The sequence below is a fragment of the Derxia lacustris genome, from assembly GCF_002105195.1.
Classification (GTDB): domain Bacteria; phylum Pseudomonadota; class Gammaproteobacteria; order Burkholderiales; family Burkholderiaceae_E; genus Derxia; species Derxia lacustris.
Genome location: NZ_MUHU01000023.1, coordinates 20,187 through 37,428, shown reverse-complemented (window position 1 = coordinate 37,428; position 17,242 = coordinate 20,187). Strand labels below are relative to the sequence as shown.

Sequence of the window (17,242 nt, the reverse complement as noted above, 5' to 3'; positions counted from 1 at the left end):
TGCTGTGGGCCGGTCTGCTGCCGGTGCGAGAGAATGCTAAAAGATACTTTGACGATTGACGGCTATCACATCTGATATGACTTCGTACAAGCCCGCATTGCCGGCCGCCGGCGCCGAGCCCTCCGACCGAAAGCCAACCGACTGCAACGATGACGCGCCGCTGCTCGAACGGCTCGCGCAGCGCCTGCGCCATCTGCGCGCCGAGCGCGGCATGACGCGGCGCCAGCTCGCCGAGCAGTCGGGCGTGTCGCTGCCGCACATCGCGCGCATCGAGGGCGGCGAAGGCAATGTCTCGGTGCTGCTGCTCGACAAGCTCGCGCAGGCGCTGAGCTGCCCGGTCTCGCAGCTCGTGGCCGAGGGCCGCGCCGACGACGATCTGGCGCTCATCCACGAGTTCCTGCGCCATCAGCCGGCGGAACGGCTTCCCGGCATCCGGCGCTGGCTGGTCGAGGAATACGCGAGCCAGCCGATGGACGGCGAGCGACGCATCGCGCTCGTGGGGCTGCGCGGCGCGGGCAAGTCCACCGTCGGCGCGCTGCTGGCCGAGCGGCTGGAGATTCCCTTCCTGGAGATGAACCGCGAGGTCGAGCGCGAGGCCGGCCTGAAGGTCGAGGAGATCTTCACGCTCTACGGCCAGACCGGCTTCCGGCAGTTCGAGCGGCGCTGCCTCGACCGCGTGCTGAGCACGCATCGCTCGATGGTGCTGGCGACGGCCGGCGGCATCGTGGCCGAGCGCCCGACCTACGAGCTGCTGCTGCGCCACTTCAAGACCGTGTGGCTCAAGGCCGAGGCCGGGCATCACTTCGCGCGGGTGCTGGCGCAGAACGACGCGCGCATCGCCAATCCCCGGCTGCGCCACGACGCGATGAGCAACATCACCCGCACGCTCGCCGCGCGCGAGGACCTGTATTCGATGGCCGACCACAGCGTGGACACGACGCGGCTCGATGCCTTGCAGGTGGTGCGGGCCGTCGCGGCGCTGCTCTAGACGCGCAGCGCGATCTTGCCGAACTGCCGGCCGCTGCGCAGCAGCGCGAGCGCCTCGAGCAGCTGGCCCGAGTCGAACACGCGGTCGACGACCGGCCGCATGCCGTGCGCGGCAATCGCCGCCGCCATCGCCTCGAAGTCGGCGCGGCTGCCGCCGGTGATGCCCTGCAGCCGCACATGGCGCGTGACGACAAGGCCGAGCGAGCCGGTCAGCTCGGCGCCGGCCAGCACGCCGATCAGGCTCACCGTGCCGCCGGTGCGCACCGCGCGCAGCGATTGCGCGAGCGTGCCGCTGCCGCCGACCTCGATGAGCTGATCGACGCCGCGCCCGCCCGACAGCTCGCGCACTCGCTTGCTCCAGTCCGGATCGCTCACGTAGTTGATGCCGGCGTCGGCGCCGAGCGCCCGCGCGCGTTCGAGTCTTTCGTCGGACGACGAGGTGACGATGACGCGCGCGCCGAGCATGTGCGCGAATTGCAGCGCGAACAGCGAGACGCCGCCGCAGCCCTGCACCAGCACCGTGTCGCCGGGCGCGAGCCGCCCCTCGGTGACGAGCGCATGCCAGGCGGTGACGGCGGCGGTCGGCAGCGTCGCGGCCTCGGCGTCGGTGAGGTGCGCGGGCACGGCGCAGGCCGCGTCCTCGTCCACGACCATCGCCTCGGCGAGCGTGCCGTCGAGCTCGGAACCGAGGCTGAGCGACAGCTTGGTGCTGTCGGGCGGGCCGTCGATCCAGCGCGGGAACAACGTCGGGCAGACGCGGTCGCCGACGGCAAAGCGCGTGACGCCCGGCCCGACCGCATCGACCACGCCGACGCCGTCGCAGAGCATGACGAGCGGCAGTTCCTTCATGCGTGCGCCGTAGCCGCGCAGCGGCACGACGAGGTCGCGGTAGTTGAGCGCGCAGACGCGCATCGCAAGGCGGATCTGGCGCGGGCCCGGCTGCGGGTCGGGCCGCAGCGCCGGCTTCACGTTGTCCATCGACCATTGGCCTTCGACCTGCCAGACGCGCATCGCGGTTCTCCCGGTTTACGGCCTGGGGCCGAGGTCGAAGAAGCTCGTGGCTTCGAGGTCGAGCACTTCGCGGCCCTCGTCGGCGAGCAGGCGCCAGCGCCAGACCACGATGCCGAGCGTGGGCTTGCTGGCCGAGACGCGCGCCTCGATCACGTCGGCGCGGAAGGTGAGCTGGTCGCCCGCGCGCACTGGCGACGGCCAGCGCAGCCACGCAAGGCCGGGCGAGCCGAAGGACTCGGAATCGGACAGCACGGCTTCGGTCGCAAGCCGCATCGCGAGGCCGCAGGTCTGCCAGCCGCTCGCGATCAGCCCGCCCCAGCGGCCGGCGCGCGCGCGCTCGGCATCGACGTGGAACCACTGCGGGTCGTAGGCGCGCGCGAAGGCGATCATCTCGTCCTCGGTGAGCGAGACCGGGCCGTGCTCGATGACCTGGCCGGCGTGAAGGTCGGAAAAGTTCATGCGTGTCCCTTGAAGTCGGGCGCGCGCCGTTCGGCGAGCGCGGCAAGGCCCTCGCGCACGTCGCGGCCCGCGAAGCCGAGGATTTCGAGCGCGAGCGAATGCTCGAAGGCCGGCAGCGCGGCGCGCAGCCAGTGGTTGAGCGTGCGCTTGGTCCAGGCCATCGCGGTCGGGCTCGATGCGGCGAGCCGTGCCGCGAGGTCGCGCGTGACGGCGTCGAGCTGATCCGCCTCGACGCAGCGGCTGACGAGACCGATGCGCTCGGCCTCCTCGCCGGTGATGGTGTCGCAGAGCAGCAGCGCCTGCTTGGCGCGCGCCATGCCGGTCAGCAGCGGCCAGATTGCGACCGCGTGATCGCCGGCTGCGAGGCCGAGCCTGGTGTGGCCGTCGATCAATTTCGCGCCGCGCACCGCGACCGACACGTCGGCCAGCAGCGCGACCGCCAAGCCCGCGCCGACCGCCGCGCCGTTGATCGCCGAGACGATGGGCTTGTCGCAATCGATCATGCCGACGACGAGCTCGCGCGCCTCGCGCATCACGCGCAGCCGGTCGGCCTCGTGCTCGACCAGCGCCGCGACGAGTTCGGGCGTGCCGCCGGCGCAGAAGCCCTTGCCCTCGCTGCGCACGAGGATGGCGCGCACCTCGGGATCGGCGTCGAGCAGGCGCCAGATGCGGGCCAGTTCGCCGTGGCCGCGCGCGTCGGTGACCGGCATGGCGCCGGGGCGGCCGAGCACGACGTGGGCGATGCCGTCGGCGATCTCGACGCGGAAATCCTCGGTGTCGAGCGGGAGCAGGCGCGGGCTCATGCGCAGGCCTCCTGGGCGACGCTGGCGCGCGACCAGACGCGCTCGCGCAGCCAGGGGCTGGCGCGGTAGCGCTCCGGGCCGGCCGTGGCGGCGAGCGCATCGAGCAGCCCGACCACGCGGCGCGCGCCGAGCCGCGCCAGCCATTCGAACGGCCCGGCCGGGTAGTTGGTGCCGAGCTTCATCGCGATGTCGGCGTCGGCCTCGGCGCAGACGCCCTGCTGCACGGCGTCGGCGGCTTCGTTGACCAGCATCGCGACGGTGCGCGCGACGACGAGGCCCGGCGCATCGCCGATCTCGACCGGCGCATGGCCGAGACTCGCGAGCAGCGCGCCGGCGAGCTGGCGCTGGCGGTCGTCGCAGCCGGGCGCGCAGGCGAAGGCGAGCGCGCCGGACGCGGCCAGCGGCTCGTCGAACACGGCGGTCGCCGGATGACGGTCGGCGGCGGCGCGCTGGCTCGCGGGCCGGCCGTCGGTGAGCCAGAGATTCAGGCCGTCGGCGGCGATGCCGGTGTCGGCCCCGGCGCGGCGCTCGACCACGCAGCCGGCCGCAGTCAGCGCCGCCGCGATGCGCCCGGCGAGTTCGCCGTCGCCGTGGACGACGGCCGCGCGGGGCAAGGCGCCGGCGGGCGACGCGGCGGCTGTCGCGTCACGTTCCGCCCCACCCTCGCCGTAGCGATAGAAGCCCTGCCCGCTCTTGCGCCCGAAGCGCCCGCCCTCGACCAGCTCCCGCTGCACGATCGACGGCTGGAAGCGCCGGTCGTAATGGAAGGCCTCGAACACCGATGACGTGACCGCAAAGTTCACGTCATGGCCGATCAGGTCCATCAGCTCGCACGGCCCCATGCGGAAACCCGCCGCGCGCAGCGCCGCGTCGATGACCTCGGGCGTCGCGCGCGACTCCTGGAGCAGCAGCAGCGCCTCGGCATAGAACGGCCGCGCGATGCGATTGACGATGAAGCCCGGCGTCGAGCGCGCGCGCACCGGCGTCTTGCCCCAGCGCGCCGCGAGCGCCAGCAGCCGCTCAGCCACGGTCGCGTCGGTCGCAAGGCCCGAGACGATCTCGACCAGCTTCATCAGCGGCACCGGGTTGAAGAAGTGCATGCCTACCAGTCGCTCCGGATGCGCGAGCCCGCGCCCGATTGCCGTCACGGAAATGGACGACGTATTGGTCGCGAGGATCGCGTCGGGCGCGACGATGGCTTCGAGCGCGAGGAAGAGATCGTTCTTGACCTTGAGGTTCTCGACGATGGCCTCGACGACGAGGCCGCAATCGGCCAGGTCGCCGAGCCCGCTCGCCGCGACCAGCCGGCCGCGCGCCGCCTGCGCCGCTTCGGGCGTCATGCGGCCCTTGCCGACCAGCGTGTCGAAGGTCTGGCCGAGGCGGCGGATCGCCTCGCCGGCCGCGCCCTCGCGCGCATCGTGCAGCCGCACGACATGGCCGGCGACCGCCGCAATCTGCGCGATGCCCGCGCCCATCGTGCCGGCGCCGATCACGCCAACAATCATCGTGGCGTCGGCGTTCATGCGCGGCTCCAGCTGGCGCGGCGCTTGTCGAGGAAGGCGGCAAAGCCTTCGCGCGCCTCGTCGGTCGAGCGCACGCGCGCGATCGTCGCGGCAGTCAGCTCGCGCACCTCGGCCGTGATCGGCCCGACCTCCAGCTGCGCGAACAGCCGCTTGATCTCGCCCTGCGCGCCCGGCCCGTTGCCGAGCAGTTCGGCAAGCACCGCATCGACCGCCGCGTCGAGCGCATCGGCCGCCACCACGCGATGCGCAAGCCCCAGCGCCAGCGCCTCGCGCGCATCGATTGGCGTCGCCGTCAGCGCGAGCCGCCGCGCCTGCCGCACGCCGACCGCATTCACCACATAAGGCCCGATCACCGCCGGCAGAATCCCGAACTTCGCCTCGCTGACCGCGAAGCGCGCGTGCTCGGCCACGACGACGATGTCGCAGGCCGCCATCAGCCCCACGCCGCCGCCGAAGGCCGAGCCCTGCACGCGGGCGACGGTCGGCTTCGGGCACTCGGCCACGGCTCGCATCATCTCGGCGAAGCGGCGCGCGTCGGCGCGGTTGGTCGCCTCGTCGTTCGCGCTCTGGCGCTTCATCCATTGCAGGTCGGCGCCGGCGCTATAGGCCTTGCCGCGCGCGCCGAGCACCACCACGCGCACATCGTCGCGCCGGCCCAGCTCGTCGAAGCTCGCGGCCAGCTCGGCAATCATCGTTTCGTCGAAGGCGTTGAAAACCTCGGCCCGGTTCATGTCGAGCCGGGCCACGCCGCGTTCATCGACGGCGAGTGCGACTGTCTCCATCGCGGTCATCCTCAGTAGGTTTCGAGATGGATGCGGCCCTCGGCCTGCATCGCCTGCGCGGTCGCGCCCCAGTCCAGGCCGTGGGCGGCGCAGATGTCGCGCAGCGCGTCGAGCACGCCGGCTTCCATGCCGCGCAGGCCGCAGACGTAGAGGCAGGTGTCGGCGCTCTTGAGCAGCGCGGCCACGTCGGCCGAGCGCTCGCGCAGGCGATCCTGCACATAGCGGCGCGGCTCGCCGGGCGCGCGCGACAGCGCGAGATTCACGTCGATGAAGTCCTTCGGCAGCTTCATCAGCGGGCCGAAGTAGGGCAGCTCGGCCTGGGTGCGCGCGCCGAAGAACAGCATCAGCCGGCCGGTGTTGCGCGCGCCCTCGCGGCGCCGGTGCTCGGTCATCGCGCGCATCGGCGCCGAGCCGGTGCCGGTGCAGATCATCAGCAGGTTCGAGCCCGGGTGATTCGGCATCAGGAAGCTGTTGCCGAACGGGCCGATCACCTGCACCGCGTCGCCCTTCTTCAGGTCGCACAGATAGTTCGAGGCCACGCCGCGCACCGGCTTGCCCGCGTGATCGGTGGTCACGCGCTTCACGGTCAGCGACAGGTTGTTGTAGCCCGGCCGCTCGCCGTCGCGCGGGCTGGCGATGCTGTACTGGCGCGCGTAATGGGCGCGGCCTTTTTCATCGGTGCCGGGCGGGATCACGCCGATCGACTGGCCTTCGAGCACCGGGAAGAAGCCGGTGCCGAAGTCGAGCACGATGTGATGCACGTCGCTGTCGCAGTCCTCGCCAGTGACGCGGTAGTTGCCGGCCACCGTCGCCACGGCCGGCTGCTGCTGGCCGTACAGATTCACATAGGGATGCGCGGCCGACCACGGTGCGCGGCGCGAGCTTTTCGGCTCGTCCTGCAGCTGTTCGAGCACGACCGGTTGTTCCGCCACCAGCACCTCGCCGGCCGCGTCGAGCGGCGGCTGGTCGGGCGGCAGTTCGTCCCAGGAATACTGGTCGGCGAGGCTGAAGGCGTCGACCTTCAGCATCAGCCGCCAGTTGTCGATGGCGCCCGTCGGGCAGGGCGAGATGCACGCGCCACACGCGTTGCAGACGTCGGCCTTGACGACGTAGTTGCGGCTGTCGTGCTCGATCGCATCGACCGGGCAAATGTCTTCGCAGGTGTTGCAGCGAATGCAGATTTCGGGATCGATGAGGTGCTGCTTGAGCACGTCGGGCAAGGGTGCGTTCATGTCGGGGTCCTGCGGTGACGGGCAAGGTTGCGATCAGGCGAAGCGCACGTACTCGAAGTTGACGGGCTGCTTGTTGATGCCCATGACCGGCGGCGCGATCCAGTTGGCGAACTTGCCCGGCTCGACGCAGCGGCCCATCAGCGAGGCCACATAGGCGCGGTCCTCGACGCTCGGCAGCCAGTCGTCGACGTTGGCGTTCCATTCGGCTTCGCTGACCACGCGGCCGTCCGGCGCGACGCGCACGTTCGACAGCGCGCCGATGCGGCGATTGAAGGCCTTGTGCGGCGTGGTCAGGCGGAACGGGATGCCGGCCTTCTCGATGACGCGGTTCCAGCGCTGCACGCCCGATTCGCTGTCCTTGATGTAGTCGTCGCGCAGCACTTCGTTGAGCGCGTTGAGCATCGGCACATCCTTCTCGGTCAGCTTGCCGTCCAGGGCTTGCAGCACCTTGTACGAGGCACCTTGCAGACGGTGGTCGTCGCCGCGCCTGGTTTCCTCGTAGCGGCCCTTGAGGCCCGAGTTGTAGAAGATCGCGGCATTGCTCGACTCGTCGGCGCCGAACAGGTCGATCGTCACGCTGAAGTGGAAGTTGAGGTAGCGCTGGATTGTCGGCAGGTCGATGACGCCGGCGGCGCGCAGCTTGGCCACGTCGTCGGTCTTGAGCTGGTTCATCACGTCGACGGTGCGCTGGATCACGCGCGACACACCCGACTCGCCGACGAACATGTGGTGCGCTTCCTCGGTCAGCATGAACTTGCTGGTGCGGGCCAGCGGATCGAAGCCCGACTCGGCCAGCGCGCAGAGCTGGAACTTGCCGTCGCGGTCGGTGAAGTACGTAAACATGAAGAAGCTGAGCCAGTCCGGCGTCTTCTCGTTGAACGCGCCGAGGATGCGCGGATGGTCCTGGTCGCCCGAGCGGCGCTCGAGCAGCGCATCGGCTTCCTCGCGACCGTCGCGGCCGAAGTAGCGGTGCAGCAGATAGACCATCGCCCACAGGTGGCGGCCCTCTTCCACATTCACCTGAAACAGGTTGCGCAGGTCGTAGAGCGAGGGCGCGGTCAGGCCCAGATGGCGCTGCTGCTCGACCGAGGCCGGCTCGGTATCGCCTTGCGTGACGATGATGCGGCGCAGGTTGGCGCGGTGCTCGCCCGGCACTTCCTGCCAGGCGGCTTCGCCGAGGTGCTCGCCGAAGTTGACCTTGCGGCCCTCCTCCTTCGGATTCAGGAAGATGCCCCAGCGGTAGTCGGGCATCTTGACGTGGCCGAACTGGGCCCAGCCCTGCGGATCGACACTGACGGCGGTGCGCAGATAGACGTCGAAATTCTTCGAGCCGTCCGGGCCCATGTCGCCCCACCAGTTGAGGAAGCCGGGCTGCCAGTGTTCGAGCGCGCGTTGCAGCGTGCGGTCGCTGGACAGATCGACGTTGTTGGGGATGCGTTCGCTGTAATCGATGACGGCGGACATGGCGGTCTCCTGTGCTGTGATGGGGTCAGACGCGGTTGAGGTCGAACTGGGCTTTCTCGCCCTTGCCGTAGAGCTTCAGCGCGCCCTTTTCGCCCGAGGCGTTGGGCCGCACGAAGATCCAGTTCTGCCAGGCGGTGAGGCGGCCGAAGATCCGCGTCTCCATCGTCTCGGGGCCGTTGAAGCGCAGGTTGGCTTCGAGGCCGGTGAGCGAATCGGGCGACAGCGCGGCACGCTCCTCGAGCGCGATGCGCACCTCGTCGGCCCAGTCGAGTTCGTCGGGCGTGGCGGTGACGAGGCCGAGGCGGTTGGCGGTGTCGGCATCGACCGGCTCGCCGATGACGGCGCGCGCCGCGTCGAGCGGACCGGTTTCCTCGTAGAAGCGGCGGGCGATGCGCGCCTGGCCCGTGACCATCGGATAGCGGCCGAAGTTGGTCGCGTCGAGCGTCAGGAAGGCGGCGTTCGAGATGTCGCCGGCGGCGAGCATGTAGCTGCGGTCGGCGGCGAGCGCGAGTTCGAGCAGCGTGCCGGCGAAGCACGAACCCGGCTCGACCAGCGCGAAGATCGAGCGCGACGACACGTCGATGCGCGCCAGCGTGCGGCGCAGCATCCCGAGCGTCTCGCGCACGAACCAGTGGCTCTCGTGCCTGAGCAGGGTCGCGTCGGCGGCGAGCACGGCGGCGGCATCGCCTTCGGTCTTGAAGATCCAGGTGCCGATGTCGAGCTCGTTGGTGCGCATCGACAGGATGGCGTCGTCGAGTTCGCGCGCGAATTGCAGCGGCCACCAGTGCGCGCCGGCGGCGACGACGGCGTCGATCTCGGTCGGCTGCGGCGCGCTCGGGGCCTTCACGGTGAAGGTCGCGTGGCGCTTGCTGCGGTCGATCTGCACATCGACGAATTCATAGTGCAGGCCCTTCTCGTCGATGCCGCGATCGAGCGGCACGAGCTTGACGCCCTGGGCGTCGGCCGGGCGGTCGCTCTGTTCGGCGAGCGCGAGGGCGCGCGTTTTCACCGCATCGGCAAAGACCGCCGACTTGGCGATCTCGTCGACCAGCCGCCAGTCGACGGCGCGCTGGCCGCGCACGCCTTCGGTCGTGGTGCAGAAGATGTCGGCGTGGTCGTGGCGGACACGGCGCTTGTCGGTGACGCGGGTCAGGCCGCCGGTGCCGGGCAGCACGCCGAGCAGCGGCACTTCGGGCAGCGACACGGCCGAGGACCGGTCGTCGACCAGCAGCAGGTGGTCGCAGGCGAGCGCCACTTCATAGCCGCCGCCGGCGCAGGCGCCGTTGATCGCGGCGAGGAACTTGAGGCCCGAATGCCGGCTGGAATCCTCGATGCCGTTGCGCGTCTCGTTGGTGAACTTGCAGAAGTTGACCTTCCAGGCGTGCGACGACAGACCCAGCATGAAGATGTTGGCGCCCGAACAGAAGATGCGTTCCTTGGCGCTGGTCAGCACCACGGTGCGGATTTCGGGGTGTTCGAAACGGATGCGCTGAAGCGCGTCGTGCAGCTCGATGTCGACGCCGAGATCGTAGGAATTGAGCTTGAGCTTGTAGCCGGGGCGCAGGCCGCCGTCCTCGGCCGTGTCCATCGCGAGCGTGGCGATGGAGCCGTCGTAGCTGACCTTCCAGTGCTTGTAGTGGCTCGGGTCGATCTGGTAATCGACGCGGGAATCGTGGCTCATGCGCGCTCCTTGTTGAGATGGCCGGAAGGCCGATCCGTAAGTCGAGGCGCTACATGCAAAATAGTGCAGTGCGCCGTTCGTTAGGCGCAATATGCTGCACTGTTGTGCATGTCGTCAAGCAGGATAGTGCAGTTGCGGGTGAGGGATGTCCCTCGAATCGAGGGCGGGTCCGCGGTTGGCCGGACAGCGTTGCCCGTTGCAGCGCGACGCGTGGTTGCGCGGGCTTGTCGGTCAGAATCGGTGCGTCGGAATGGCGCGCGGCGGCCGCGTCCCATTCCCGGATCGGACTTGCCGGACGCCTGGGGTCGCGCGGTTCAGCGCAGCGCCGAAACCGTCCCCGGCAAAGCCGCGCCGACCGCCGCCTTCAGGCCGTCGAAGGTCTGCGCGACGGTCTTCCCGCTCGTGTCGAAGGTGAGATCGGCCTTGGCGTAGAAGGCCTCGCGCCCGGCGAGGATCAGCTTCAGATCCTCCATCGCCTGCGCGTTGTTCGACATCGGCCGCATGTCGCCCTGGGCGAGCACGCGGTTCATGTGCTCCTCGGGCTGGGCGCGCAGCCACAGCGTGAAGCAGTGCGCGAGCAGCACGTTGAACGTGGCGGCCTCCGACACCATGCCGCCCGGCGTCGCGATGACGGCTTCGGGATAGATCTCGATGGCCTCTTCGAGCGCGCGGCGCTCGTAGCGGCGGTAGGCGTTGGCGCCGTAGAGCGCGTGGATTTCGCTCGGCGTGCAGCCGGCGATGCGCTCGATCTCGCGGCTCAGCTCGATGAAGGGCCAGTTCAGCGCCTCGGCGAGCATTCGGCCGAGCGTGGACTTGCCCGCGCCGCGCAGGCCGACGAGCGCGATGCGGTGATTGCGCCGCGCCTCGGGCGAGGGCTCGCCGAACAGGCCGCTGAGCGCCGCATGCGCGCGGCTCAGGTCGGCGGCGTCGCGGCCGTGCAGCAGGTCGCGGATCAGCAGCCATTCGGCGCTCGACGTGGTCTCGTCGCCGAGCAGTTCGGCAATCGGGCATTCGAGCGCCTGTGCCACCTGGCGCAGCACCAGCACCGACACGTTGCCGAGGCCGGTTTCCAGGTTGGCGAGATGGCGCTCCGACACGTCGGCGGTCTCGGCCAGCACGCGGCGCGGCATGCCCTTGCGCGCGCGCAGCACCTTCACCCGCTCGCCGAGCGCGACGAGGAAGGGATCGCGTTCGGCGCGGCCGTTGCCCTCGGGCTCGGTGGCGCCGGCCAGCGGCGCGGTGGCGCCATTCGTATCGGGGCGGGAGGAATTCAGCACGGGAGCGGGGCGCGGGAGCAAGGGTGAATCCTGATCGGTTTATGCACTATAGTGCTTGACGCATCTCAAACCAAGGCCCTAAATTGCAGCGAACGACAGGCAGTATCTTGCATAAACCAAGGGGCTGCCAGCGTCGAATCCACTCGCGCAAGGCACTCAAATGGCAGTCGAAGAGTTTCGCACACTGATTCAGGGCATCACTTCCACCCTTTCCGGCGCGCCGCTCGATGCGGCGCTGGCGGCCCGGCTCAATGCCGAGCTGGGTCCGGCCAGCCCCGGCTACCGCGCCGTGCTCGATGCCTGCCGGCAAGGCATCGCCGAAGGCTGGATGTGCGACCGCGAAGGCGGCGGCCTCAGGTACGGCCGCGTCCTCAGGGCCGACGACGCGACCCACCGCTTCTCGGTCGACGTGGTCGACATGACCGATCTGGCCGGCCCGCTGCACACGCATCCCAATGGCGAGATCGATCTCGTCATGCCGCTCGACGGCGATGCGCGCTTCGACGGCCACGGCGCCGGCTGGGTCGTCTACGGCCCGGGCAGCCAGCACCGCCCGACCGTCTCGGGCGGACGCGCGCTGGTGCTCTATCTGCTGCCGGAAGGCGCCATCGAATTCCACCGGAGCTGAGCCGTCATGAGCGAACTGCTTTCCAATCACGTCGGCGGCCGCTGGGTCGCGGGCGAAGGCGCCGGCACGGCGCTGTTCGATCCGGTGACGGGCGACGAACTGGTGCGCGTGTCGAACGCCGGGCTCGACCTGCCGGCGGCGTTCGCGTTTGCGCGCGAGACCGGCGGCGCCGCGTTGCGCGCAATGACCTACGGCGAGCGCGCGGCCATGCTCGGCGCCGTCGTCAAGGTCTTGCAGGCGCACCGCGCCGAGTACGAAGCCATCGCGACCGCCAACTCCGGCGGCACCCGGGGCGACAACGCGGTCGACATCGACGGCGCGATCTTCACGCTCGGCTGGTACGCGAAGACGGGCGCGGCGCTCGGCCCGGCGCGCGCGCTGCTCGACGGGCCGGCGGTGAAGCTCGGCAAGGAAGACGGCTTCCGCTCGCAGCATGTGCTGCTGCCGCTGCGCGGCGTGGCGCTGTTCATCAACGCGTTCAACTTCCCGGCCTGGGGTCTGTGGGAAAAGGCCGCGCCCGCGCTGCTGTCGGGCGTGCCGGTCATCGTCAAGCCCGCGACCGCAACCGCCTGGCTCACGCAGAAGATGGTCGCCGACGTGATCGCGGCCGGCGTGCTGCCCGCGGGCGCGCTGTCCATCGTCTGCGGCGGCTCGGCCGGGTTGCTCGATGCGCTCGCCGGCGAGGACGTGGTGTCGTTCACCGGCTCGGCCGCGACCGGCGCGACCATCCGCCAGCACCCCGCGTTCCGCGAGCAGTCGGTGCGGCTCAACGTCGAGGCCGACAGCCTGAACTCGGCGCTGCTCATGCCCGACGCCGCGCCCGACAGCGAAGCCTTCGGCCTGTTCGTGCGCGAGGTCGTGCGCGAGATGACGGTGAAGGCGGGCCAGAAATGCACCGCGATCCGCCGCGTGTTCGTGCCGGCGGAGCACTACGACGCGGCGGCGCAGGCCATCGGCGCGAAGCTCGCCGCGATCAAGGTCGGCAATCCGCGCAACGAAGCCACGCGCATGGGCTCGCTCGTGAGCCGCGAGCAGGCGGCGACGGTGCGCAACGGCATCGCCGCGCTGCGCGAGGTGGCCGAGCTGCTGCACGACGGCGCCACGCACGAACTCGTCGATGCCGATCCGGCCATCGCCGCCTGCGTCGGCCCGACGCTGCTCGGCGCGCGCGATCCGCAGGCCGCAAGCCTCGTCCACGATCTGGAAGTGTTCGGCCCGGTCGCGACGCTGCTGCCCTATCGCAGCCTCGCCGACGCGCATGCGCTGATCCGGCGCGGCGGCGGCTCGCTGGTCGCGTCGCTCTACGGCGCCGACGCGGCCACGCTCGGCGCGAGCTGCCTCGAACTGGCCGACGCGCACGGTCGTCTGCATGTCGTGTCGCCCGAGGCCGGATCGCTCCACACTGGCCACGGCAACGTGATGCCGCAATCGCTGCACGGCGGCCCGGGCCGCGCGGGCGGCGGCGAGGAACTGGGCGGCCTGCGCGGGCTCGGCTTCTATCACCGACGCTGCGCAATCCAGGCCGCCACCGGCGTGCTCGACGCGATCGCGCCGCTCGCCACCTCCGCCTGACGCCGCAGCGCTCGCCCGCCGCACTCCGGCGCCGGACGAGCGCATCGCAAATCCCATGCAGCACCCCGAGAGCGGCGCCAGACCGGTCCGGACCGCAAGCCAAAGAGAGATTGGAGGAGCCATGTCCAACCCGCACGCCGCCTTGCCCGATGCGTTCAACTTCGCGCAGCACCTGATCGACCTGAACGCGGGCCGCGCCGACAAGCCGGCCTACATCGACGACCGCGGCAGCCTGAGCTACGGCCGCCTGGCCGACGGCATCCGGCGCTTTGCGACCGCGCTCGGCCAGCTCGACATCCGGCGCGAGGAGCGCGTGATGCTCGCGCTGCCCGACACGCGCGACTGGCCGGTCGCCTTCCTCGGCGCGATGTACGCGGGCGTCGTGCCGGTGGCCGTCAACACGCTGCTGACCGTCGGCGACTACGCCTACATGCTGCGGCATTCGCGCGCCCAGGCCATCGTCACCTGCGATGCGCTGGTGCCGATCTTCCGCGAGGCGATGGCCGCCGGCGAGCACGAGGTGCGGCATGTGATCGTCGCGGCCGACGGCGCCGAGGCCACGCGTCACGGTCCGGGCTTCCACGATTTCCGCTCGCTCGTCGCGGCCGCGCTGCCGCGCATCGAGCCCGCCGCAACCGGGCCCGACGACATCGGCTTCTGGCTCTATTCGTCGGGCTCGACCGGCCGGCCGAAGGGCACGGTCCACACCCACGCCAACCCGTGGTGGACCGCCGAGACCTACGGCAAGCAGGTGCTCAGGCTCAACGAGAACGACATCGTGTTCTCGGCCGCGAAGCTGTTCTTCGCCTACGGCCTCGGCAACTCCCTGACCTTTCCGCTGACCGCCGGCGCCACCGTCGTGCTGCTGCCCGACCGGCCCACGCCGGCCGCCGTGTTCAAGCGCCTGGTCGATCACCGGCCGACCGTGTTCTGCGGCGTGCCGACGCTGTTCGCGTCGATGCTCGCCTCGGCCGATGCGCCCGATCCGGCCACGGTCGCGCTCCGCGTCTGCGCCTCGGCCGGCGAAGCGCTGCCGCGCGACATCGGCGAGCGCTTCACCGCGCGCTACCGCGCCAAGATCCTCGACGGCATCGGCTCGACCGAGATGCTGCACATCTTCCTGAGCAACAGCGCCGACGACCTGCGCTACGGCACCACCGGCAAGCCCGTGCCCGGCTACGAACTCGAACTGCGCGGCGACGATGGCCAACCGGTCAGGCGCGGCGAGGTCGGCGACCTCTACATCAAGGGCCCGAGCAGCGCGCTCATGTACTGGAGCAACCGCGAGAAGACCTGCTGCACCTTCCTCGGCGACTGGCTGCGCAGCGGCGACAAATACCTGCAGGACGCCGACGGCTACTACGTCTACGCCGGCCGCAGCGACGACATGCTCAAGGTCAGCGGCCTCTACGTCTCGCCGTTCGAGGTCGAGGGCGCGCTGATCGAGCATCCGTCGGTACTCGAGGTCGCGGTCATCGGCAAGATCGACCGCGACGGCCTCGTCAAGACCAAGGCCTTCGTCGTGCTGCGCGCCGGCAAGACCGCGACGCCCGAGCTCGAAGCCGAGCTGAAGGCCTTCGTGAAGGACCGGCTCGCGCCGTTCAAGTACCCGCGCTATCTCGAATTCGTGGCCGAGCTGCCCAAGACCGCGACCGGCAAGATCCAGCGCTTCAAGCTGCGCGAGCAGGAGAGCCACGATGTCCATCACGTTGAATGACGCGCGTGCGCCGTTCCGCGTGACGCTGGCGCAGACCGGCCGCGCGGTCGAGGTCGAGGCCGCATGGGTCGGCGTCGACGATGCGGCCGCGCCGGCGATGGTCTTTCTGCATGAAGGGCTCGGCTCGCTGTCGCTGTGGCGCGACTGGCCCGAGCGCCTGTGCCGCGCCGCCGGCCTGCGCGGGCTGGTCTGGTCGCGCGCCGGCTACGGCCAATCGACGCCGCGCCCGGCCGACGAGCGCTGGGGGCCGGACTTCCTGCAAGTGCAAGCGGTCGAGGTGCTGCCGCAGCTGCTCGCGGCCGTCGGCATCGACGCCGCGCGCAAGCCGCCCTGGCTGTTCGGCCACAGCGACGGCGGCTCGATCGCGCTGATCCACGCGGCGACGTTTCCCGATCTCGTCGGCGGCGTGATCGCGGTGGCGCCGCACATCTTCGTCGAGGACCTGACCATCGCCAGCATCGAGCAGGCGCGCGACGCCTGGCATGCGACCGACCTGCGCCACAAGCTCGCCAGGCATCACGCCGATCCGGCCTCGGCCTTTCTCGGCTGGAACGACATCTGGCTCGACCCGGCCTTCCGCGACTGGAACATCGAGCCGCTGCTGGCACACATCGCCTGCCCGCTGCTCGCGGTGCAGGGCGTCGACGACGAGTACGGCTCGCTGGCGCAGATCCGCGACATCGCCAAGTACGCGCCGCAGACCGAGCTGCTTGAAATCCCCGACTGCCGCCATTCGCCGCACCGCGACCAGCCCGACGCGCTCGAACGCGCGGCGGTCGCCTTCCTGCGCCGCCACGGCGTGGGCTCGGTTGCAAGCGCCACGCCGCCCTGCTGATTTCCACCGCAACGCAAGCCGCACCCCGGCGAGCCGGCACAGACCGGCCGCCGACCCAAGCCACCCAAGAGGAGACAACCATGACCAGCACCTTCGGGCGCCGGCGAGCCGCGCTCGCCCTTTCGATCTGCCTGTCGCTGTCGTCGGCTGCCGGTGCGCAGACCGCGCCGGCCAAAATCAAGGTCGGCTTCATGCTGCCCTACAGCGGCACCTATGCCGCGCTCGGCACCGCCATCGAGAACGGCTTCCGGCTCCAGGTGCAGGAACAGGGCGGCAGGTTCGGCGGCCGCGAGGTCGAGTACGTGCGCGTCGACGACGAGTCCGATCCGTCGAAGGCGGTGGACAACGTCGGCAAGCTCATCAAGCGCGATCAGGTCGACGTGATCGTCGGCACCGTGCATTCGGGCGTGGCGATGGCGATGGCGCGCGCGGCAAAGGAAAGCGGCACGCTGCTGGTCATCCCCAACGCCGGCGCCGACGCGATCACCGGGCCGATGTGCGCGCCGAACATCTTCCGCACCTCGTTCAGCAACTGGCAGCCGGCCTACACGATGGGCACGGTCGTCGGCCAGCGCGGGCACAGGAAGGTCGTCACCGTCACCTGGAAGTACGCGGCCGGCGACGAGTCGGTCAAGGGCTTCGCCGAAGGCTTGCAGAAGAGCGGCGGCGAGGTCGTGAAGGACCTGACCGTGCCCTTCCCCAATGCCGAGTTCCAGGCACTCCTCACCGAGATTGCGGCCGCCAAGCCCGATGCCGTCTACGCCTTCTTTGCCGGCGCGGGCGCGGTCAAGTTCGTCAAGGACTACGCCGCCGCCGGCCTCGGCAAGACGATCCCGCTCTACGGCCCGGGCTTCCTCACCGACGGCACGCTCGAAGCGCAGGGCGAATCGGCGCAGGGAATGTTCACCACGCTGCACTACGCCGATGCGCTCGGCACGCCGCGCGACGACGCCTTCCGCCTCGCCTACGCCAAGACCTGGAAGCTGCAACCGGACGTGTACGCGGTGCAGGGCTATGACGCGGCGCAGGCGCTCGCGGTCGGCTTCAAGGCCGTGGGCGGCGACGCGAGCAAGCGGCGCGAACTCATCGCCGCGATGGAAGCCGCCAGGATCGACAGCCCGCGCGGCGCCTTCGTGTTCAGCAAGGCGCACAACCCGGTGCAGGACGTGTATCTGCGCCGCGTGGACGGCAACGTGAACAAGTCGCAGGGCGTGGCGATCAAGGCGCTCGCCGATCCGGCGCGCGGCTGCCGCATGCCCGCGGCTTCGTAA

Annotated in this window: 15 protein-coding genes; 6 read left to right on the top strand and 9 right to left on the bottom strand. The window is 70.3% G+C overall.

The window, feature by feature from the left end; translation table 11 throughout:
* Window positions 1–76 precede the first annotated feature (76 nt).
* Window positions 77–988, top strand: a complete 912-nt coding sequence (locus B9P64_RS15780; RefSeq protein ID WP_085317041.1) for a helix-turn-helix transcriptional regulator — start codon at window positions 77–79, stop codon at window positions 986–988.
* Here the strand turns inward: B9P64_RS15780 and B9P64_RS15775 are convergent.
* The 9 genes from B9P64_RS15775 to B9P64_RS15735 form a co-directional block, all read right to left on the bottom strand.
* Window positions 985–1,998 (bottom strand): zinc-dependent alcohol dehydrogenase family protein, encoded by a 1,014-nt coding sequence (locus B9P64_RS15775; protein ID WP_085317040.1) that lies wholly within the window; start codon window positions 1,996–1,998, stop codon window positions 985–987. The genes B9P64_RS15780 and B9P64_RS15775 overlap by 4 nt on opposite strands.
* A 15-nt stretch (window positions 1,999–2,013) precedes the next feature.
* Window positions 2,014–2,457: a MaoC family dehydratase gene (locus tag B9P64_RS15770; protein WP_085317039.1), complete on the bottom strand. Its 444-nt coding sequence runs from the start codon at window positions 2,455–2,457 to the stop codon at window positions 2,014–2,016.
* Window positions 2,454–3,260, bottom strand: coding sequence for an enoyl-CoA hydratase/isomerase family protein (locus tag B9P64_RS15765; RefSeq protein ID WP_085317038.1), 807 nt, complete (start codon window positions 3,258–3,260; stop codon window positions 2,454–2,456). The genes B9P64_RS15770 and B9P64_RS15765 overlap by 4 nt, the downstream gene beginning before the upstream one ends.
* A complete protein-coding gene (locus tag B9P64_RS15760; RefSeq protein WP_085317037.1) occupies window positions 3,257–4,783 on the bottom strand; it encodes a 3-hydroxyacyl-CoA dehydrogenase in 1,527 nt (508 codons plus the stop codon). Before B9P64_RS15760 ends, B9P64_RS15765 begins: the two co-directional genes overlap by 4 nt.
* The gene (locus B9P64_RS15755) at window positions 4,780–5,574 is read right to left on the bottom strand and encodes an enoyl-CoA hydratase-related protein (protein WP_085317036.1); all 795 of its coding nucleotides are present in this window, start codon (window positions 5,572–5,574) and stop codon (window positions 4,780–4,782) included. The genes B9P64_RS15760 and B9P64_RS15755 overlap by 4 nt, the downstream gene beginning before the upstream one ends.
* Before the next feature lie 2 nt (window positions 5,575–5,576).
* Window positions 5,577–6,797: a benzoyl-CoA 2,3-epoxidase subunit BoxA gene (gene boxA, locus B9P64_RS15750; protein WP_085317035.1), complete on the bottom strand. Its 1,221-nt coding sequence runs from the start codon at window positions 6,795–6,797 to the stop codon at window positions 5,577–5,579.
* A 33-nt stretch (window positions 6,798–6,830) separates the two neighbouring features.
* Window positions 6,831–8,261 (bottom strand): benzoyl-CoA 2,3-epoxidase subunit BoxB, encoded by a 1,431-nt coding sequence (gene boxB / locus B9P64_RS15745; RefSeq protein ID WP_085317034.1) that lies wholly within the window; start codon window positions 8,259–8,261, stop codon window positions 6,831–6,833.
* Between the two features lie 25 nt (window positions 8,262–8,286).
* On the bottom strand, window positions 8,287–9,942 hold the full coding sequence (gene boxC / locus B9P64_RS15740) for a 2,3-epoxybenzoyl-CoA dihydrolase (protein ID WP_085317033.1): 1,656 nt from the start codon (window positions 9,940–9,942) through the stop codon (window positions 8,287–8,289).
* Between the two features lie 314 nt (window positions 9,943–10,256).
* Entirely contained in the window at window positions 10,257–11,216 is a 960-nt protein-coding gene (locus B9P64_RS15735; protein ID WP_085317042.1) for a helix-turn-helix transcriptional regulator, read from the bottom strand.
* A 163-nt stretch (window positions 11,217–11,379) separates the two neighbouring features.
* Here B9P64_RS15735 and B9P64_RS15730 point away from each other — a divergent pair, with 163 nt between their 5' ends.
* The 5 genes from B9P64_RS15730 to B9P64_RS15710 all read left to right on the top strand — a co-directional run bounded on the left by B9P64_RS15730 (window position 11,380) and on the right by B9P64_RS15710 (window position 17,242).
* On the top strand, window positions 11,380–11,847 hold the full coding sequence (locus B9P64_RS15730) for a 4-hydroxylaminobenzoate lyase (protein ID WP_085317032.1): 468 nt from the start codon (window positions 11,380–11,382) through the stop codon (window positions 11,845–11,847).
* A 6-nt stretch (window positions 11,848–11,853) separates the two neighbouring features.
* Window positions 11,854–13,419, top strand: coding sequence for a 3,4-dehydroadipyl-CoA semialdehyde dehydrogenase (locus tag B9P64_RS15725; protein WP_085317031.1), 1,566 nt, complete (start codon window positions 11,854–11,856; stop codon window positions 13,417–13,419).
* Window positions 13,420–13,540: 121 nt separating this feature from the next.
* Window positions 13,541–15,136, top strand: coding sequence for a benzoate-CoA ligase family protein (locus B9P64_RS15720; RefSeq protein ID WP_085317030.1), 1,596 nt, complete (start codon window positions 13,541–13,543; stop codon window positions 15,134–15,136).
* On the top strand, window positions 15,117–15,971 hold the full coding sequence (locus B9P64_RS15715) for an alpha/beta fold hydrolase (protein ID WP_085317029.1): 855 nt from the start codon (window positions 15,117–15,119) through the stop codon (window positions 15,969–15,971). Before B9P64_RS15720 ends, B9P64_RS15715 begins: the two co-directional genes overlap by 20 nt.
* Window positions 15,972–16,051: 80 nt before the next feature.
* Window positions 16,052–17,242, top strand: a complete 1,191-nt coding sequence (locus B9P64_RS15710) for an ABC transporter substrate-binding protein (protein ID WP_085317028.1) — start codon at window positions 16,052–16,054, stop codon at window positions 17,240–17,242.